Source organism: Streptomyces sp. TAA486 (assembly GCF_000426165.1).
Genome location: NZ_AUEV01000013.1, coordinates 277,755 through 291,689 on the forward strand (window position 1 = coordinate 277,755; position 13,935 = coordinate 291,689).

Genomic DNA, 13,935 nt, shown 5'->3' on the forward strand with positions numbered 1-13,935 from the left:
CCGTCACATGCCGCCCGCCCGGCCCGCGGGGGTCGCGACGCCTGGGGGCCAAATGGCATGATCGCTCGGGCGGTTGCCGTCCCCCACGTCTACGCGCGTCCCCGCCCCTTCCCCCCTGGAGTGGTCTCCCGTGATCCTTTCGGTCACGCTCAACACCGCACTCGACCTCACCTACCGGGTGCCGCGTCTCCACGCGCACGACTCGCACCAGGTGCGCGAGGTGGTGCAGCGCCCGGGCGGCAAGGGTCTCAACGTCGCACGCGTGCTCGCCGCGCTCGGCCACGCGTCCGTCGTCACCGGCTTCGCCGGCGGACTCACCGGCTCGGAGCTGCGCGAACTCCTCGCCAGGGAACGGAACATCACGGACGAGCTCGTACCGACGAAGGGCAGCACGCGGCGCACCGTGGGCGTCGTCGACGAGTCGGGCGGCGGCTCCACGCAGTTCAACGAGCCGGGCCCGCACATCTCCCCGGACGAGTGGTCCGCCTTCCAGGAGACATACGCGCGGCTGCTGGGCGAGAGCGGCGTCGAGGCGGTCGCGCTGTGCGGGAGCCTCCCGCCGGGGGTGCCGGTGGGCGCGTACGCGCAGCTGACGAGGGAGGCGCACGCCGCCGGCGTGCGCGTCGTGCTCGACACCAGCGGCGAACCGCTGCGCCGCGGTCTCGCCGCACGCCCCGACCTCGTCAAGCCCAACGCCGTGGAGCTCGCCGGGATCACCGGCACGACGGAGCCGCTGCGCGCGGCGCGGGCGGCGCAGCGGCGCGGGGCGCACTCGGTGGCCGCCTCGCTCGGGCCCGAGGGGATGCTGCTGGTGACCCCGGACGGCACATGGCAGGCGGGGCCGCCCCGCTCCCTCGTGGGCAACCCCACCGGAGCGGGCGACTCCGCGGTGGCGGGGCTGCTGTCCGGGATGGTCGAGGGGCTGCCGTGGCCGGAGAGACTGGCACGCGCCGTCGCACTGTCGGCGGCGACCGTACGGGCGCCCACAGCAGGGGAGTTCGACGAGCAGGTCCACGCGGACCTGCTGTCACAGGTGACGGTCGAGGAGAGCAGCGAAGCCACACCCGGATGAGGCCGGGCCCGGACGGGCGGGGTCGTGCGCCCCTCAGCCCACCTTGCCGGCCCTCAGCCAGACCTGGTCGAGGTTGAAGTCGCAGTTGTTGCCCTGCTCGCAGGAGATCTTGAAGTTGTTGCTGCCCGGCTTCAGAGCGACGTAGGCGTAGGTCCGGGTCCAGCCCTTCTCCCAGTCGCCCGGCTTGGCATTGCCGAAGTTCGACATGTTCAGGGGCTGCGAGGCCGGCTGCCCGTTGATCGACAGCGTCGCGTTCGCGTCCTTGCCGGGTACGCCGTACCGGACGTAGAGGGTGTAGGCGCCGCCCTTGGGCACGTCCGCGGACCACGTCGCCGAGGCACCGGTGACGTTCATGGACCCGACGTACGAGCCGTCCTTGCTCTCGGAGCCGGGGATGTCGCTGGCCGCGGCCGCCCCGCCGGCGAGCTGGAACCCGGAGGCGTCCTGCTTGGCGCCGATCGCCTTGCCCTTGCGCGGCTTGCCGGCGCCGGGCTTCTGCTCCTGGCCCTTGCCCCCGTCGGCACCGGCGGTGGCACCGGCGTTCTGGCCCTCTTCGCTGCCCGAGTTGAAGTAGATGGCCGCGCTGATACCGATCACGACGGCGGCGACGACGGAAAGAGCCCCGATGAGCAGGCCGTTGCGGCTGCGCCCGCCCGGGCCTCCGCCGTGTCCGTTGCCGCCGCCCGGACCGCCGGAGATCTGCTGAGTGGCCGCCCGCCCGCCGGCCATCGTCTCGGGGGCGGCGTAGTGCGCGTTGGGCTGCTGGCCGTACGCGGCGGTCTGCTGGGTTCCGGGAGCGCCGCCGTACTGACTGCCGTACTGACTGCCGTATCCGCCGTACTGGCGCTCGCCGACCGCGCGGACCTGGTTGTACGAGCGCCTGGGAGTACCGCTCTGAGGCGCTGGAGAGCCCTCACCGCCTTCCTGGCGGTACAGGTAGGCGAACGGGTCGTCGCCTTCCGGCGTCACACCGGTGCCGTCGTTCTCGGCGGTCATCCCCTGTCACTCCCAACTGCGTCACGTATCCGGCCGAGCCTACCTCTACAGGGTGATGGCTACGCCAACGCTGAATGATCGCGCAATGGACGGGAGGGGTGGATCGTGCCGCGCTCCCGTGCGGCTTCCGCACGCGGTCAGCCGGCCCGGCGCTGCCCCTTCGAGCGGGAGCGCTTCTCGACGTACATCCGCTGGTCGGCCGACTGCAGGACCTCCTCCGCGGTCATCCCGCAGCCCGCCCAGCCGATGCCGAAGCTGGCGCCCACGCGTACCGCTCTGCCGTCGACGCGGATCGGGGGGATGATCGCGTTCCGCAGCCGGACGGCCAGATCCTGCGCCTCCGCCGGGCCCACACCGTCCGTGAGCACCACGAATTCGTCGCCGCCCATGCGGGCCACCGTGTCGTTGTCACGCACACCGGCCGAGAGCCGGCGGGCGACCTCGACGAGGACGGCGTCGCCGCAGTTGTGGCCGAAGCGGTCGTTGATCGACTTGAAGCCGTCCAGGTCGCAGAAGAGGACTGCGAGACCTTTCTCACCCTGCACGGTCCCGGTCGGCGGCACCGCGTGCGTGTGGTGCGGGTCGTACATGCCGGTGGACGCCAGAACGCCGGACCCCGCGTCCTCGAACTGGATCCCGGAGGCCAGCCCGTTGCCGCCGTTCCCGTTGAGGTCCGACTGCATGACGCCGGAGATCGACGGTGCCGGGCGGGCACAGAGCCGACCGTTCAGGCGGGTGCGCAGCTCGGCGCTGTTGGGCAGGCCGGTGAGGGAGTCGTGGCTCGCTCGGTGGGCCAGCTGCAGCTCGTGCCGCTTGCGGTCCTCGATGTCCTCGACGTGGGTCAGCAGGAACCGCGGCCCGTCGGCGGTGTCGGCCACCACGGAGTTGCGCAGCGAGACCCACACGTACGAGCCGTCACGGCGGGCCAGGCGCAGCTCGGCCCGACCGCCCTCCGCGGAGGTGCGCAGGAGAGTGCCGATGTCCTCGGGATGGACGATGTCGGAGAAGGAGTAGCGGCGCATCGCGGAGGCGGGCCGGCCGAGCAGCCTGCACAGCGCGTCGTTGATGCGGATGAGGCGGCCGTGCTGGTCGCCGCCCATCTCGGCGACGGCCATCCCGCTCGGTGCGTACTCGAAGGCCTGCCGGAAGCTCTCCTCGCTCGCGCGCAGCGCCGACTGCTCCCGCTCCAGGCGGACGAGCGCGCGCTGCATGTTGGAGCGCAGCCGTGCGTTGCTGAGGGCGATGGCGGCCTGTGACGAGTAGAGCTGAAGCGCCTCGCGGCCCCAGGCCCCGGGTCGCCGCCCGTTGCGGGGTCTGTCGACGGACAGGACGCCGAGCAGTTCGCTGTCGGACGCGTACAGCGGGGCGAAGAGGCGGTCCATGGGATGCCAGTCGTCGGCCGACTGGGGCGCGGGTCCGGTGGAGTGCCACTGCGGGACGTCGTCGTCGTCGAGGACCCAGCCCTCGGTGTAGGGGACGAAGCGCAGGTTGCCCCAGGCCTCCCCCATCGACAGCCGGCGGTCCCAGGAGGCGCGCGAGCCGACCCGGCCCGCCATCATCGCCTCGGCTCCCTGGCTGCCGGCGACGGCGGCGACCACGAGATCGCCCTCCGGACGCACGAGGTTGACCGCGGCTATCTCGAATCCCAGTCCGTCGACCACTCCGTCGGCGACGGTCTGCAGGGTGTCGGCAAGGCTGCGGGCGGTACTCAGCTGCGCCACGACGAGGTGCAGCTGACGCAGGCTGGCAAGGCGGACGTAGGGCTCCGACTCGGTATCCATCGCCCTCCCCCTGAGCCTCGTTCGTCAACTCCAGGTGTTCGCGGGACGTCATTGTCCGACTGCCACGGCCACTGAATCACAGCGAGCTGTTCTCCAGGTACACAGGGTCAACAATTATTGCCCGCTGTGACTCAAGTCACAACTGTCCGCAGCCTGTTGACTCCTCTCCGTATGAGGCTGCCATGCATCGGGGCCTCGGCCGGCGCTCTCGACCGAATGACCGGTCCAGTGACAGTACGGCCTTACCGGAGCGTAGAGCGTGGAATGCACCCCTTTTCACGCCCCCTCTTTGCAACCTTCGCGCGGCCCAACTTCCGCGCCCGCAACGGACTCTGACCTTCCGGCAGGCCCCGCCCTGGTCACACCCTCGTTACCGTGTGGTCTTGTTGTGTACACACAAGGAACACAATTCGGTCACAGAGTCACGCTAGGCACCGTTACGGATCATGGGTCTGAGGTCCTGGTCCCGGGGTCCGATGCGCCCGGCGCAGGCCAGCAGTTAGCGTTTTTGACGTGTCACACGCAGTGCAGCAGCAGACGAGCCCGGCGCCGGACCACCCGATGCCCCATGCTGATGGGGTGAGCGAGGACGAGTTCCGGGCGGCCATGGCGAGACTGGCAGCCGGCGTGGTGCTGGTGACGGCCTTCGACCCCGACGACGGCCCGGAAGGCGCCGACGTCGGCATGACCGCCACCGCCTTCATGTCCGTCTCGCTCGAACCGCCCCTCGTCATGGTCAGCGTCCGCGACGGATCACGCATGGACGAACTGCTGGAGCGCCGCCCCTTCTGGGCCGCTTCCCTGCTCACCGAGAGCCAGCGCCAGACGGCCGGCCGCTTCGCGATGAAGGGACGTCTCAGCGACAGGCTCCTCTTCCGCGAGCTCCCCCACACCCGTGGCGAGGCCTCCGAGGCTCCCCTGGTGGACGGTTCGCTGGCCACCGTCGAGTGCCGCACCGAGCAGCGCGTACGGGCGGGCGATCACACCCTCGTCATCGGGCGGGTGCTGAGCACGAGGCTGCCGCACGCCCCGGACGCTGGGCCCCTCCTCTACTTCAGGGGGCGCTACCACTCGCTGACCAAGGGCGGTTCCTGAGCTGCCGCCGCGGTGGAGCCGTGCGGTCCGCGGAAAGTCACGACCAGTCGCGTCCCGACCGCCCGCGCTTGATGTCACCGCGCTGCTTCTTCTGGCGGAGCCGCCGCTCGTTCACCCCGCGCGGCACCCTCTTCTTGCGGCGCATGCGCGGCGGGGGTGCCGTCGCCTCCGCGAGGAGGGCCGCCATCCGCTCGCCCGCCGCCTCACGGTTGCGCCACTGGGACCGGTGCTCGCTCGCCCGTACGACCACGACCCCGCCGCCGACGAGTCTGCCGGTGCCCGCGAGCCGCTCCAGGGCGCGCTCCTTCCACACCTCGGGCAGCGCGTCACTGCCCGCGAGGTCGAACCGCAGCTCGACCTGTGTGTCGCTCGTGTTGACGTGCTGCCCGCCAGGCCCCGAGGAGCGCGTGAAACGCCACACCAGCTCGGCCTCGGGCAACGAAACCGATCCGCGGATGACATATGGGGACGTGGACATGTCTCCCATGGTCGCTCCCCGCCCATATCCGAGTCACCGCCTTTTTCCACCCTGGACCTGGAACCCGGTCACGTACGGGTTGCGTTGTGCAGGGGTAAGGAACGAGCTCCCGAGCGACTTCCGCCGACCGGCCGACCGGCCGGTCCCACATCGGATCTCACCAAACGGAAGGGCATCCCCATGGCTGTAAGCCTGTCCAAGGGCGGCAACGTCTCCCTCACCAAGGAGGCACCGGGCCTGACCGCCGTCACGGTCGGCCTCGGCTGGGACGTCCGCACCACCACGGGTACCGACTTCGACCTGGACGCCAGTGCCATCGCGGTGAACCCCACCGGCAAGGTCTACTCCGACCAGCACTTCGTCTTCTTCAACAACAAGTCGACGCCGGACCAGAGCATCGTGCACACCGGTGACAACGTCACCGGTGAGGGCGAGGGCGACGACGAGCAGATCAACATCAACCTGGCCGGTCTGCCGGGCGACGTGGAGAAGATCGTCTTCCCGGTCTCGATCTACGACGCCGAGAGCCGCAGCCAGAACTTCGGCCAGGTGCGGAATGCCTTCATCCGCATCGTCAACCAGGCCAACCAGACCGAGATCGCGCGCTACGACCTGAGCGAGGACGCGGCTACCGAGACCGCCATGGTCTTCGGCGAGCTGTACCGCAACGGCGCGGAGTGGAAGTTCCGGGCCGTCGGCCAGGGCTACGCCTCCGGGCTGGTCGGCATCGCGCAGGACTTCGGCGTCAACGTCTGACGCGATTCCCGCGTGCGTGCGTCCCTTCCCGGGAGTACGGAGCGAGGGCGGTGCTTCCCCGTCGGGGGGCACCGCCCTCGCCGTGTCCCCGGGCGCGTGCCCTCGGCGCGAGCGCGACGCCCGCCCCGTGACACGATCGCCCCGTGCTCGACATCGGCTACTCACTCTCCCGGCGCTTCCCCGACCCACCGCAGACGGACTACGGCACCGCGGACGTACGGGCGCTGCGCCACGACCTGTTCAGCGGGGACGTCCATCTCGCCGACACGGAGACGGACCGCGAACTGTCCACAGCCTGGGGATGGTTGCCCGTCCTGGACTTCGCCTGGGCGCTGTGCGACACGGTCGAGCTGATCGACGCCGATCCGCGCGGCAGCCGCGCCGCGGGACCGCAGCACGCCGAGGTCGACTTCACCGAGAGCACCGAACGGATGCGCTTCGAGCGGCGGTTCGGCTGGGTGGACATCACCGCCGACTGGTCCGAGGCGGGCACACCGCCGCTCACCTTCCCGCACACGGTGCTGCGCCGCGAGGCGCGCGACTTCCTCCAGGATCTCCTCGCGGACCTGGCGGACATGCACGAGGGCCTGGCGGACAACCCGGCGGTGTGGACGCTGCGCGCCCGCTTCCCCCGCATGTGACGCGCCCCCGGACCCCGGGAGCGCCACCGTCGTGCCCGCCGGAAGAGCTCAGCCCACGACCCGCACTCCGAGTTCCGCCGCGAACGCCGGTGCCAGGTCCATCAGTTGGGCGGAGTTGATCGCAGCCCCTCCCAATTGCCCGACGCCGCCTGCGATGTCCAGCTCCGCCGCGTCCCGCAGATCGACGTCCGTGAGCGCCGCGCCGCTGAACTCGACGCCGCGCAGCACACATCCGGGGAACGCGACCCGTTCGAGCGTGGCGCCGCCGAAGTCCGGCTCCACCAGCACGCAGTTCTCGAAGGTGACGTCCAATAGCCGGCTCTGGCGGAGATTGATGAAGTCGATCTTCCCTCCGCGAACCAGCACCCTGGACAGCCGCGCCCCGTGCACCTGCACGCCGCCGAGCCGGGTGTCCAGGAGCTCGACGTCACGCAGTTCCGCGCCGGCGAGGTCCGTACCCGCTCCCGTCACGGCCTCCAGCACGCTGTCGAGCAGCCGTGCGCGTTCCCATCCCGCCTCGTCCAGCGAGCAGTTGCGGATGCCGCACTCCAGGAAGCGTGCCCCGGAGGCGTCGGTGCGGCTCAGGTCCGCACCCTCGAACTCCACCCCGTCGTAGTCCCCGTCCGGGGCCGGCGCCTCATCGGTGGCCCTCAGCTCCGGAAGGTTCACCTCCGGCCTGCGCGGGCCTCTGACCGCTCCCCCCGGCTTCTTCGTCGACCTCGATCTCATGCTCGCCATCACGACATCGTGCACCGTGCCACTGACAGGCCCCCGCGTCACCCGCCGCACACGAGTGGCCGCGGACGACGCCGATGTCCCGGCTTGCGCGCCGCCCGCGACCCCGTTCTGGTGGTTCCTGCGGTCGTTCCCGGGACGGCTACCGGCCTCCCGGAACGCGCCGGACTTCCGGTCCCGTCAGCCCTGCGCGTAGTCGGTCGCCATCTGACCTGCGAAGTCGTACATGATGACGGGCTCGTCGCTGACGACCCATGCGTCATGGCCGGGCGGTGCGACGAACACGTCGCCGGGGCCGACCTCGGTCTCGGTGCCGTCGTCCATCCTCACTCGCATTCGCCCCTGCACCATGAATCCGTTGTGGTGCACCTGGCAGGTGTCCGTGCCCGCTATCGGACGCAGCGATTCCGTCCAGCGCCAGCCGGGCTCGAAGGTGGCCACTGCGAAATCCAGGCCCGTGAGGTGCAGGGCTTCTATGTGCCCGCGCGGGAAGTCGCGCCGTTCGTCTGCCTTGTCGACCGTCTTGACTTCGATCATGAAGTTTCCCTCCAATCAACCCCCTGCTCATTCCATGGTGCGTCGGCGGCAGCGGGAGCGGCGAACGTCCCGAGCGGCAAATTCCCGGCAGCGCTGGTGAGCCCGCCTGAACCCGCCGGACCGGCGGAAACAGCGGAAAGGCGGCCCCCCGGTCGTGATCCGGGGGGCCGCCGACAGTGGTGAGTGGACACTCACCCCGTGGCGAGCACCTTGAGCCGCTCGTACGAGCCGTTGAAGCGGTCGTGGTCGCCGACGGTCTTCCCGGTCGACGTGTACTGCCAGAACGTGTGGAACGGCCACCCGCCCGGGAGACTGCCGACCGACTTGCCCCAGCTGGGGATCCACAGCGGGTTGGTCTTGCTGAACTTCGTCGAGTTCCCGGTGCACGTCTTCCACCAGGTGGCGGAGGTGTAGATGACGGCGTCACGGCCGGTGCGCGTCTTGTACGTCCGTACGAAGTCGCTGATCCAGTCGACCATGCCCTTCTGTGACTTGCCGTAGCAGGCCGAGCCGTACGGGTTGTACTCCACGTCGAGTGCGCCCGGCAGCGTCTTGCCGTCCTTGCTCCAGCCCCCGCCGTGCGAGGCGAAGTAGTTCGCCTGGGCGGCGCCGCCGGAGTTCGAGGGCAGGGCGAAGTGGTACGAACCCCGGATCATGCCGCTTTTGTACGAGCCGTTGTATTGCTGCGCGAAGTCGGGGTTGCGGTAGCTGGTGCCCTCCGTGGCCTTGACGTACGCGAAGCGGGAACCGGCCTTCTTGAGCGTGGACCACGCCACGTTGCCGTTGTGGCTGGAGACGTCGACGCCTTCGACGGACGGGGCGAGGGTCCGTGACGAGGCCGGCGATGCCGGTGCACGTCCTTCGTGGGTCCTGAGGGTGGAGCCCATCCAGTCCTTCTCTGGGTGAGCCAGTCGTTCATCGTCACCTTGGGCCTCGGCGATCCCGGGCAGTACGAACAGCAGAGTGAGGGCGGTGAGGAGAACGGCGGGCGTCCTCACCGAGCCGGTGGCGGCACGGCGTGACGGGCCGGACCTGGACAGGGGCATGCGTGCCTCCGTAGATGTCGATGAGTCGCGGAGCAGCAGCCTCGAATGTATCGGGACAAAAACGTATTAAATGGTTGGCTCGCCGAGCGTGGAGTCCTGCCGGAGAGGGGATTCATCGATGGGCCCGGTCCCCAGCTTTCCCCGGCAGGTCACGGCCTCGGCAGCCCGGCCGTCTCCGCGCCGCGGCGCAGCGCGTCGCGGAGCATCTCGGGGGTCACCGTGCGCGTGAACATGTTGCGCCGGCTCGGGTGGTAGCAGCCGACCAGACGCAGCTCGCCCCCGTCCCGTTCGTCACCGAGCAGCACCTCTGTGCCGTGCCCGAACGCAGGGCGGGGGCGTGGCAGCCGCCAGCCCGCGTCGGCGAGCACGGGAAGCAGCGCCTGCCAGGCGAAGCCGCCAAGCACGACGACAGTGCGCAGGGTGGGGTGCAGAAGCTCCAGTTCGCGGGCGAGCCAGGGGCGGCAGGTGTCGCGCTCGGTGGTGCTGGGCCGGTTGTCGGGCGGTGCGCAGTGCACGGGCATCGTGATCCGTACTCCGTACAGCTCCATGCCGTCGCCGCGGTGCGTGGCGGTGGGCTGCGAGGCGAGGCCGACGTCGTGCAGCGCGGCGAACAGCGCGTCGCCGGAGGGGTCACCGGTGAAGACTCGGCCGGTGCGGTTGCCGCCGTGTGCGGCCGGCGCGAGTCCGACGATCGCCAGCGGGGCGTCCGGGGGGCCGAGTCCGGGGACCGGCCGGGCCCAGTACTCCCAGTCGAGGAATGCCTTCCGCTTCGTACGGGCCGCCTCCTCGCGCCAGGCGACCAGCCGCGGGCAGGCACGGCAGGTCGGCACCGCCGCATCGAGTTCGGCCGTGTTCGCCGCGCGAGGGGCGGTGACCGCGGGGAAGCCGGAGGCCTCCTCGGGCCGTGCGGAAGCTGACGACGCTGACACCACGTCCTCCTCGGCCGGTCTCCTCGGCTGTCTCATGGGCCCGGTCCTCGGCCGGTCTCCTCCGATGGTCCGTGACCGGTCTGCTCGTATTCGACCGGCTCCTCGACCGGTCTTCGACCGGCCTTCGCCGGTCCTTCGGCTCTCCGTCGGGCAGAGGTCCGCGGCTCGCTGGCAGACTCGGTCCATGCGAATGCTCTCGTCGGACACGCGCCCACGGGAACACCTCGAGCGTGACACCGCCATGCCCGCCGTGCCGCCGATGCCCACCCGGATCCGGTGACCGGCCCCGCCCCGCTGGTGACCTTCGGCCACGGCCTCGCCACCCGCGATGAGATCACCGCTCTTCTCCGAGGAGCGGGCGTCGCCGCCGTCGTCGACGTGCGTACGGCGCCGGGAAGCCGCCGCAACCCCGACGCCCGGCGGGAGCTGATGGCGCAGTGGATGCCGGCCGCGGGGCTGGAGTACCGGTGGGAGAAGCGGCTGGGCGGCTTCCGCAAGGCGGCGCCCGGCTCGGAGGACGTCTTCTGGGAACACGTCCAGTTCCGCGGCTACGCCGGCTACACGCGTGACCCGGGCTTCCTCGCGGCCATGGACGAGTTGCTGCAGCAGGCGTCCAGGACCGAACGTACGGCGGTGATGTGCGCGGAGTCCCTGTGGTGGCGCTGCCACAGGCGGATCATCGCGGACTTCGCCGTCCTGGCACGCGGCACGCCCGTGCTGCACCTGGCGCACGACGGGCGGCTCACCGAGCACCCTCCGGCGCAGGGCGCGCGGCTGCGCGACGACGGCCTCCTCGTGTACGACCGGCTGTGACGCGGGGCGTGCCTCCCGCCGTCGCACACGGTTCGCACAGGCGCCCGGAGACGTCCGCCGGTGGACGCCCCGCGGGGAACCGCCCGGCTCAGCCGCTCAGTTCGGGCTCCCCGAACATCGCCGCGTAGCCGGAAGGCAGCTGGGTGAGGAGCTGGTTGAACTCCCCTCCCGAGACCGCTTCGGCGAGCGTGGAGAGGACAGCACCGGCGTCCCATTCGGCCGTCCTGGGACGGGCTCCCGTCAGCTCGGCGACCCTGCGGAGGAACTCGTTGACGCCGAACGACTCGGCCGCCTCGGAGGTCCCCCTCAGTAGTGCCGCGTCCAGCTCAGTAGTGCCGCGTCCAGCTCAGTAGTGCCGCGTCCAGTGGCGCGGGTCGCCGTCCACCTCGCTCTGCCCCAGCCGTGTCGCCGTGGACTGGGCTTCCTGGAGCGCTTCCTGCGACTTCTGAGTCAGGCGATTCATGTCCATGACGAGTCATCACTCCTCACGCCGCTGCGGCGCAGCCGGGCCTCGAGCTCGGCGATGCGGTCGAGCAGTTCCAGGACCAGCCCCAGCGACGCGTAGTTCAGACAGAAGCCGGCTCGCAGCCGCTGGATGCGGGCAAGTGTCAGGGACGCGGACGCGGGGAACCACAGACGTCCCTCGGCGTCGCGGTGCACGTCGTCGAGCAGGCCGAGCACGACGAACCGCCGCACCAGTTCCGGATGCAGCCCCGAGCGGCGCGCGACGGTCTCCAGGCTGAGCCGGTGCACGGGCGCCAGGACGTAGGACGGCCGTGCCGCACCGCTCTCGGCGCGGGGCGCGGTGAATCCCGACCGTGACGTCGTCATGACTGCCTCCTCGGGTCGAAGTCGGAGGTGGCGGCGAGCTCTTCGAACAGCTCGCGTTCACGACGCGTGAGCTCGGGCGGCACTTCGATGCGCAGCTCGGCGTAGAGGTCGCCCGGGGTTCCGCTGGGGTCGGGCATGCCTTCGCCGCGCAGCCGGAGCCGTCTGCCGCTGGATGATCCGCCGGGGACGGTCACCTTCGCCGGCCTGTCGGGAGTGGGCACCGGGACGGTCGCGCCGAGCGCCGCCTCCCAAGGCGTGACGGGCAGTTGGACGTGGATGTCGCGGCCGTCGAGCCGGAAACGGCGGTCCGGGGTGATCCGCACCCGCAGGAACAGGTCGCCGGCCGGGGCGGCGTGACTGCCCCGGCCGCCCTCGCCGGCGAGCCGGATGCGCTGGCCTTCGACGACACCGCGGGGAATGTTCACCTCGTAGGTGCGGGCTCCTTCCACCCCGCTGAGGGTGATGCTCCGGCGGCCCCCTCGGTAGGCGTCCTCGACGCTCAGCGGTATCTCCGCCTCCTGGTCGGCGCCGCGAACGGGTCCGCGTGCGCCGCCCGCGCCGAACATCGAACCGAAGAGGTCCTCGAAGTCGACACCGACGTCCTGGAACGGTCCGAAGCCGTCGCCGAGGTCCTCCGAGACCCGAACACGCGGGCCGCGTCCCCGCCGTCCACCGGCCGAGTCGGCACCGGCTCCCGCACCGGCTCCCGCGCCGGCTCCCGCGCCGGCACCGGCCCCCGCGGCCACCCGCTCGTCGTAGTCCTCGGGAATCTGACGGAACGCCGGCCCGTAACGGTCGTACCGCGTGCGGCTCTTGGGGTCCGAGAGAACGCTGTAGGCCTCGTTGAGCTCCTTGAAGCGCTCCTCCGCAGCCGGCTCCGTGTTGACGTCGGGGTGGTAGTTCCTGGCCAGTTGCCGATAGGCCTGCTGGATCGCGTCGGCGCTCGCGTCGCGGGACACTCCGAGCACGTCGTAGTAGTCCTGAGCCATGGCAGGTCACTCCTGCCGCGCGGTGACGGTGACGGCCGCGGGACGCAGCTGATTCACGCCGTCGCCATAGCCCGGGCGCACAACCTCGCGGACGACACCGGGCCCGGACCCGTCGTCCTCGACGGTGCTCACCGCCTCGTGACGAGCCGGGTCGAAGGGCACCCCTGTCTCCTCGTGCCGGACGAAGCCCAGCTTCTCGAAGGTGCCGACGGCCTGGTCGCGTACGGCCCGGACGCCTTCGATCACGGACGACGGCTCGGACTCGGCGTGTTCGAGAGCCAGCTCCAGGTGGTCGATGACGGGCAGCAGCGCGGCCGCCGTACGGGCACGCTCCGCAGAGCGCTCCCGCTCCAGTTCGCGGACGTGGCGCTTGCGCAGGTTGTCCGCGTCGGCCAGGGCCCGCTGCCAGCGGTCTCGGAGCTCCTCCACGACCTCCGACTGTGCCTCGGGTTCGGCCCCGGACTCTGTCTGTGCCTCTGGCTCCTCCGCGGCGGCCCGCTGCCGGCCGCCGTCGCCCTCACGGGGAACGTCGGGCTCGTGCGCCCTGTCCCCTTCGTCCAGCGGGAACTCCGCTTCCGCGGGGTCGTTGTCCTTCGACATGGCACCGCCTCAGCCCTTGTCGAACTCGGCGTCCACGACGTCGTCGTCACCCGAGGTGCCCTCGCCGGGCCTGCCCTCCGGGGACGATCCGTCGGTCGAGGCCGCTCCGGATGCGGGCGCCGCTCCACGGGCTCCCAGTGCGTGGAAGAGCTGCTGCAGCTCCGAGGTGAGCGAACGGACGCCCTCGATGTCCTCTCCCTGCCCCACGGCCTTCCGGGCGTCGGCGACGAGCATCTCCGCACGGGCCTTCTCGTGCTGGGGTGCGTCGTCGCCCAGCTCCGTGAGCCGGCGTTCCACCTGGTAGGCGACGGCGTCCAACTCGTTGCGGGCGTCCACGGCCTGGCGCAGCGCCTGGTCCTCGCTGCGGTTGCGCTCGGCCTCGGCGACCATCTTCTCGACCTCGCTGCGGTCGAGATTGGAGCTCTCACTGATGGTGATGCCCTGCTCCGCCCCGGTGTCCCTGTCACGGGCCGTGACGTTGAGGATGCCGTTGGCGTCGACGTCGAAGGTGACCTCGATCTGCGGCTCGCCACGTGGCGCGGGCCGGATGTCGGTGAGCTGGAACCGGCCCAGCACCCGGTTGTCGGCGGCGTTCTCCCGTTCGCCCTGGAGCACCACGACGTCCACGGCCGGCTG

17 protein-coding genes and 1 pseudogene are annotated in these 13,935 nt (G+C 70.9%); 5 read left to right on the forward strand and 13 right to left on the reverse strand.

Translation table 11 applies throughout. The features are described 5' to 3' along the window. The first annotated feature begins 130 nt into the window (after positions 1-130). Complete coding sequence (locus I004_RS0118765; RefSeq protein WP_028436760.1) at positions 131-1,072, forward strand: 1-phosphofructokinase; 942 nt, start codon at positions 131-133, stop codon at positions 1,070-1,072. A gap of 33 nt (positions 1,073-1,105) precedes the next feature. On the opposite strand, the gene I004_RS0118770 is transcribed toward I004_RS0118765, so the two are convergent. Continuing rightward, complete coding sequence (locus I004_RS0118770) at positions 1,106-2,068, reverse strand: hypothetical protein (RefSeq protein ID WP_028436761.1); 963 nt, start codon at positions 2,066-2,068, stop codon at positions 1,106-1,108. Between the two features lie 137 nt (positions 2,069-2,205). Further along, complete coding sequence (cdgB, locus tag I004_RS0118775) at positions 2,206-3,849, reverse strand: diguanylate cyclase CdgB (protein WP_028436762.1); 1,644 nt, start codon at positions 3,847-3,849, stop codon at positions 2,206-2,208. A gap of 561 nt (positions 3,850-4,410) precedes the next feature. Here cdgB and I004_RS0118780 point away from each other — a divergent pair. Beyond that, a complete protein-coding gene (locus tag I004_RS0118780) occupies positions 4,411-4,944 on the forward strand; it encodes a flavin reductase family protein (RefSeq protein WP_078511419.1) in 534 nt (177 codons plus the stop codon). Positions 4,945-4,981: 37 nt separating this feature from the next. Here the strand turns inward: I004_RS0118780 and arfB are convergent, their stop codons facing one another. Next, positions 4,982-5,431, reverse strand: coding sequence for an alternative ribosome rescue aminoacyl-tRNA hydrolase ArfB (gene arfB, locus I004_RS0118785; protein ID WP_028436764.1), 450 nt, complete (start codon positions 5,429-5,431; stop codon positions 4,982-4,984). Positions 5,432-5,602: 171 nt separating this feature from the next. Here arfB and I004_RS0118790 point away from each other — a divergent pair, with 171 nt between their 5' ends. Both I004_RS0118790 and I004_RS0118795 read left to right on the forward strand, forming a co-directional pair. Further along, the gene (locus I004_RS0118790; RefSeq protein ID WP_028436765.1) at positions 5,603-6,178 is read left to right on the forward strand and encodes a TerD family protein; all 576 of its coding nucleotides are present in this window, start codon (positions 5,603-5,605) and stop codon (positions 6,176-6,178) included. A gap of 143 nt (positions 6,179-6,321) precedes the next feature. Then, entirely contained in the window at positions 6,322-6,819 is a 498-nt protein-coding gene (locus tag I004_RS0118795; RefSeq protein ID WP_028436766.1) for a hypothetical protein, read from the forward strand. Between the two features lie 48 nt (positions 6,820-6,867). On the opposite strand, the gene I004_RS0118800 is transcribed toward I004_RS0118795, so the two are convergent. The 4 genes from I004_RS0118800 to I004_RS0118815 all read right to left on the reverse strand — a co-directional run bounded on the left by I004_RS0118800 (position 6,868) and on the right by I004_RS0118815 (position 10,066). Then, the gene (locus I004_RS0118800) at positions 6,868-7,557 is read right to left on the reverse strand and encodes a pentapeptide repeat-containing protein (protein ID WP_051345165.1); all 690 of its coding nucleotides are present in this window, start codon (positions 7,555-7,557) and stop codon (positions 6,868-6,870) included. 177 nt (positions 7,558-7,734) lie between these two features. After that, positions 7,735-8,091 carry a cupin domain-containing protein gene (locus I004_RS0118805; protein WP_028436768.1) on the reverse strand — a complete coding sequence of 119 codons (357 nt, stop codon included), beginning with the start codon at positions 8,089-8,091 and terminating at the stop codon, positions 7,735-7,737. A gap of 191 nt (positions 8,092-8,282) precedes the next feature. Beyond that, on the reverse strand, positions 8,283-9,137 hold the full coding sequence (locus I004_RS0118810; protein ID WP_028436769.1) for a lysozyme: 855 nt from the start codon (positions 9,135-9,137) through the stop codon (positions 8,283-8,285). 149 nt (positions 9,138-9,286) lie between these two features. Next, entirely contained in the window at positions 9,287-10,066 is a 780-nt protein-coding gene (locus I004_RS0118815) for a uracil-DNA glycosylase (protein WP_028436770.1), read from the reverse strand. Positions 10,067-10,342: 276 nt separating this feature from the next. On the opposite strand from I004_RS0118815, the gene I004_RS0118820 reads away from it, so the two are divergent. Then, the gene (locus tag I004_RS0118820) at positions 10,343-10,879 is read left to right on the forward strand and encodes a DUF488 domain-containing protein (protein ID WP_028436771.1); all 537 of its coding nucleotides are present in this window, start codon (positions 10,343-10,345) and stop codon (positions 10,877-10,879) included. An 88-nt stretch (positions 10,880-10,967) separates the two neighbouring features. Here the strand turns inward: I004_RS0118820 and I004_RS38280 are convergent. The 6 genes and pseudogenes from I004_RS38280 to I004_RS0118845 all read right to left on the reverse strand — a co-directional run. After that, positions 10,968-11,204: pseudogene (locus I004_RS38280) on the reverse strand (DUF2267 domain-containing protein); the annotation flags it as partial. A gap of 21 nt (positions 11,205-11,225) precedes the next feature. Beyond that, on the reverse strand, positions 11,226-11,348 hold the full coding sequence (locus I004_RS40375) for a hypothetical protein (RefSeq protein ID WP_486580121.1): 123 nt from the start codon (positions 11,346-11,348) through the stop codon (positions 11,226-11,228). After that, positions 11,339-11,710 carry a chaperone modulator CbpM gene (locus tag I004_RS0118830; protein WP_028436772.1) on the reverse strand — a complete coding sequence of 124 codons (372 nt, stop codon included), beginning with the start codon at positions 11,708-11,710 and terminating at the stop codon, positions 11,339-11,341. The genes I004_RS40375 and I004_RS0118830 overlap by 10 nt, the downstream gene beginning before the upstream one ends. After that, the gene (locus I004_RS0118835) at positions 11,707-12,699 is read right to left on the reverse strand and encodes a J domain-containing protein (RefSeq protein ID WP_028436773.1); all 993 of its coding nucleotides are present in this window, start codon (positions 12,697-12,699) and stop codon (positions 11,707-11,709) included. The genes I004_RS0118830 and I004_RS0118835 overlap by 4 nt, the downstream gene beginning before the upstream one ends. Positions 12,700-12,705: 6 nt before the next feature. After that, the gene (locus tag I004_RS34760; protein WP_037976765.1) at positions 12,706-13,299 is read right to left on the reverse strand and encodes a nucleotide exchange factor GrpE; all 594 of its coding nucleotides are present in this window, start codon (positions 13,297-13,299) and stop codon (positions 12,706-12,708) included. 9 nt (positions 13,300-13,308) lie between these two features. Continuing rightward, a partial coding sequence (locus I004_RS0118845; protein WP_028436774.1) for an Hsp70 family protein occupies positions 13,309-13,935 on the reverse strand: 627 nt, incomplete at its 5' end.

What these genes read in the sequence shown, in the direction of transcription:
- I004_RS0118835 (WP_028436773.1), bottom strand. Translation starts at nt 12,699, where the DNA reads ATGGCTCAGGACTACTACGACGTGCTCGGAGTGTCCCGCGACGCGAGC.
- I004_RS0118830 (WP_028436772.1), bottom strand. Translation starts at nt 11,710, where the DNA reads ATGACGACGTCACGGTCGGGATTCACCGCGCCCCGCGCCGAGAGCGGT.
- I004_RS34760 (WP_037976765.1), bottom strand. Translation starts at nt 13,299, where the DNA reads ATGTCGAAGGACAACGACCCCGCGGAAGCGGAGTTCCCGCTGGACGAA.
- cdgB (WP_028436762.1), bottom strand. Translation starts at nt 3,849, where the DNA reads ATGGATACCGAGTCGGAGCCCTACGTCCGCCTTGCCAGCCTGCGTCAG.
- I004_RS0118770 (WP_028436761.1), bottom strand. Translation starts at nt 2,068, where the DNA reads ATGACCGCCGAGAACGACGGCACCGGTGTGACGCCGGAAGGCGACGAC.
- I004_RS0118800 (WP_051345165.1), bottom strand. Translation starts at nt 7,557, where the DNA reads ATGGCGAGCATGAGATCGAGGTCGACGAAGAAGCCGGGGGGAGCGGTC.
- I004_RS0118780 (WP_078511419.1), top strand. Translation starts at nt 4,411, where the DNA reads ATGCCCCATGCTGATGGGGTGAGCGAGGACGAGTTCCGGGCGGCCATG.
- I004_RS40375 (WP_486580121.1), bottom strand. Translation starts at nt 11,348, where the DNA reads ATGGACATGAATCGCCTGACTCAGAAGTCGCAGGAAGCGCTCCAGGAA.
- arfB (WP_028436764.1), bottom strand. Translation starts at nt 5,431, where the DNA reads ATGGGAGACATGTCCACGTCCCCATATGTCATCCGCGGATCGGTTTCG.
- I004_RS0118790 (WP_028436765.1), top strand. Translation starts at nt 5,603, where the DNA reads ATGGCTGTAAGCCTGTCCAAGGGCGGCAACGTCTCCCTCACCAAGGAG.
- I004_RS0118810 (WP_028436769.1), bottom strand. Translation starts at nt 9,137, where the DNA reads ATGCCCCTGTCCAGGTCCGGCCCGTCACGCCGTGCCGCCACCGGCTCG.
- I004_RS0118805 (WP_028436768.1), bottom strand. Translation starts at nt 8,091, where the DNA reads ATGATCGAAGTCAAGACGGTCGACAAGGCAGACGAACGGCGCGACTTC.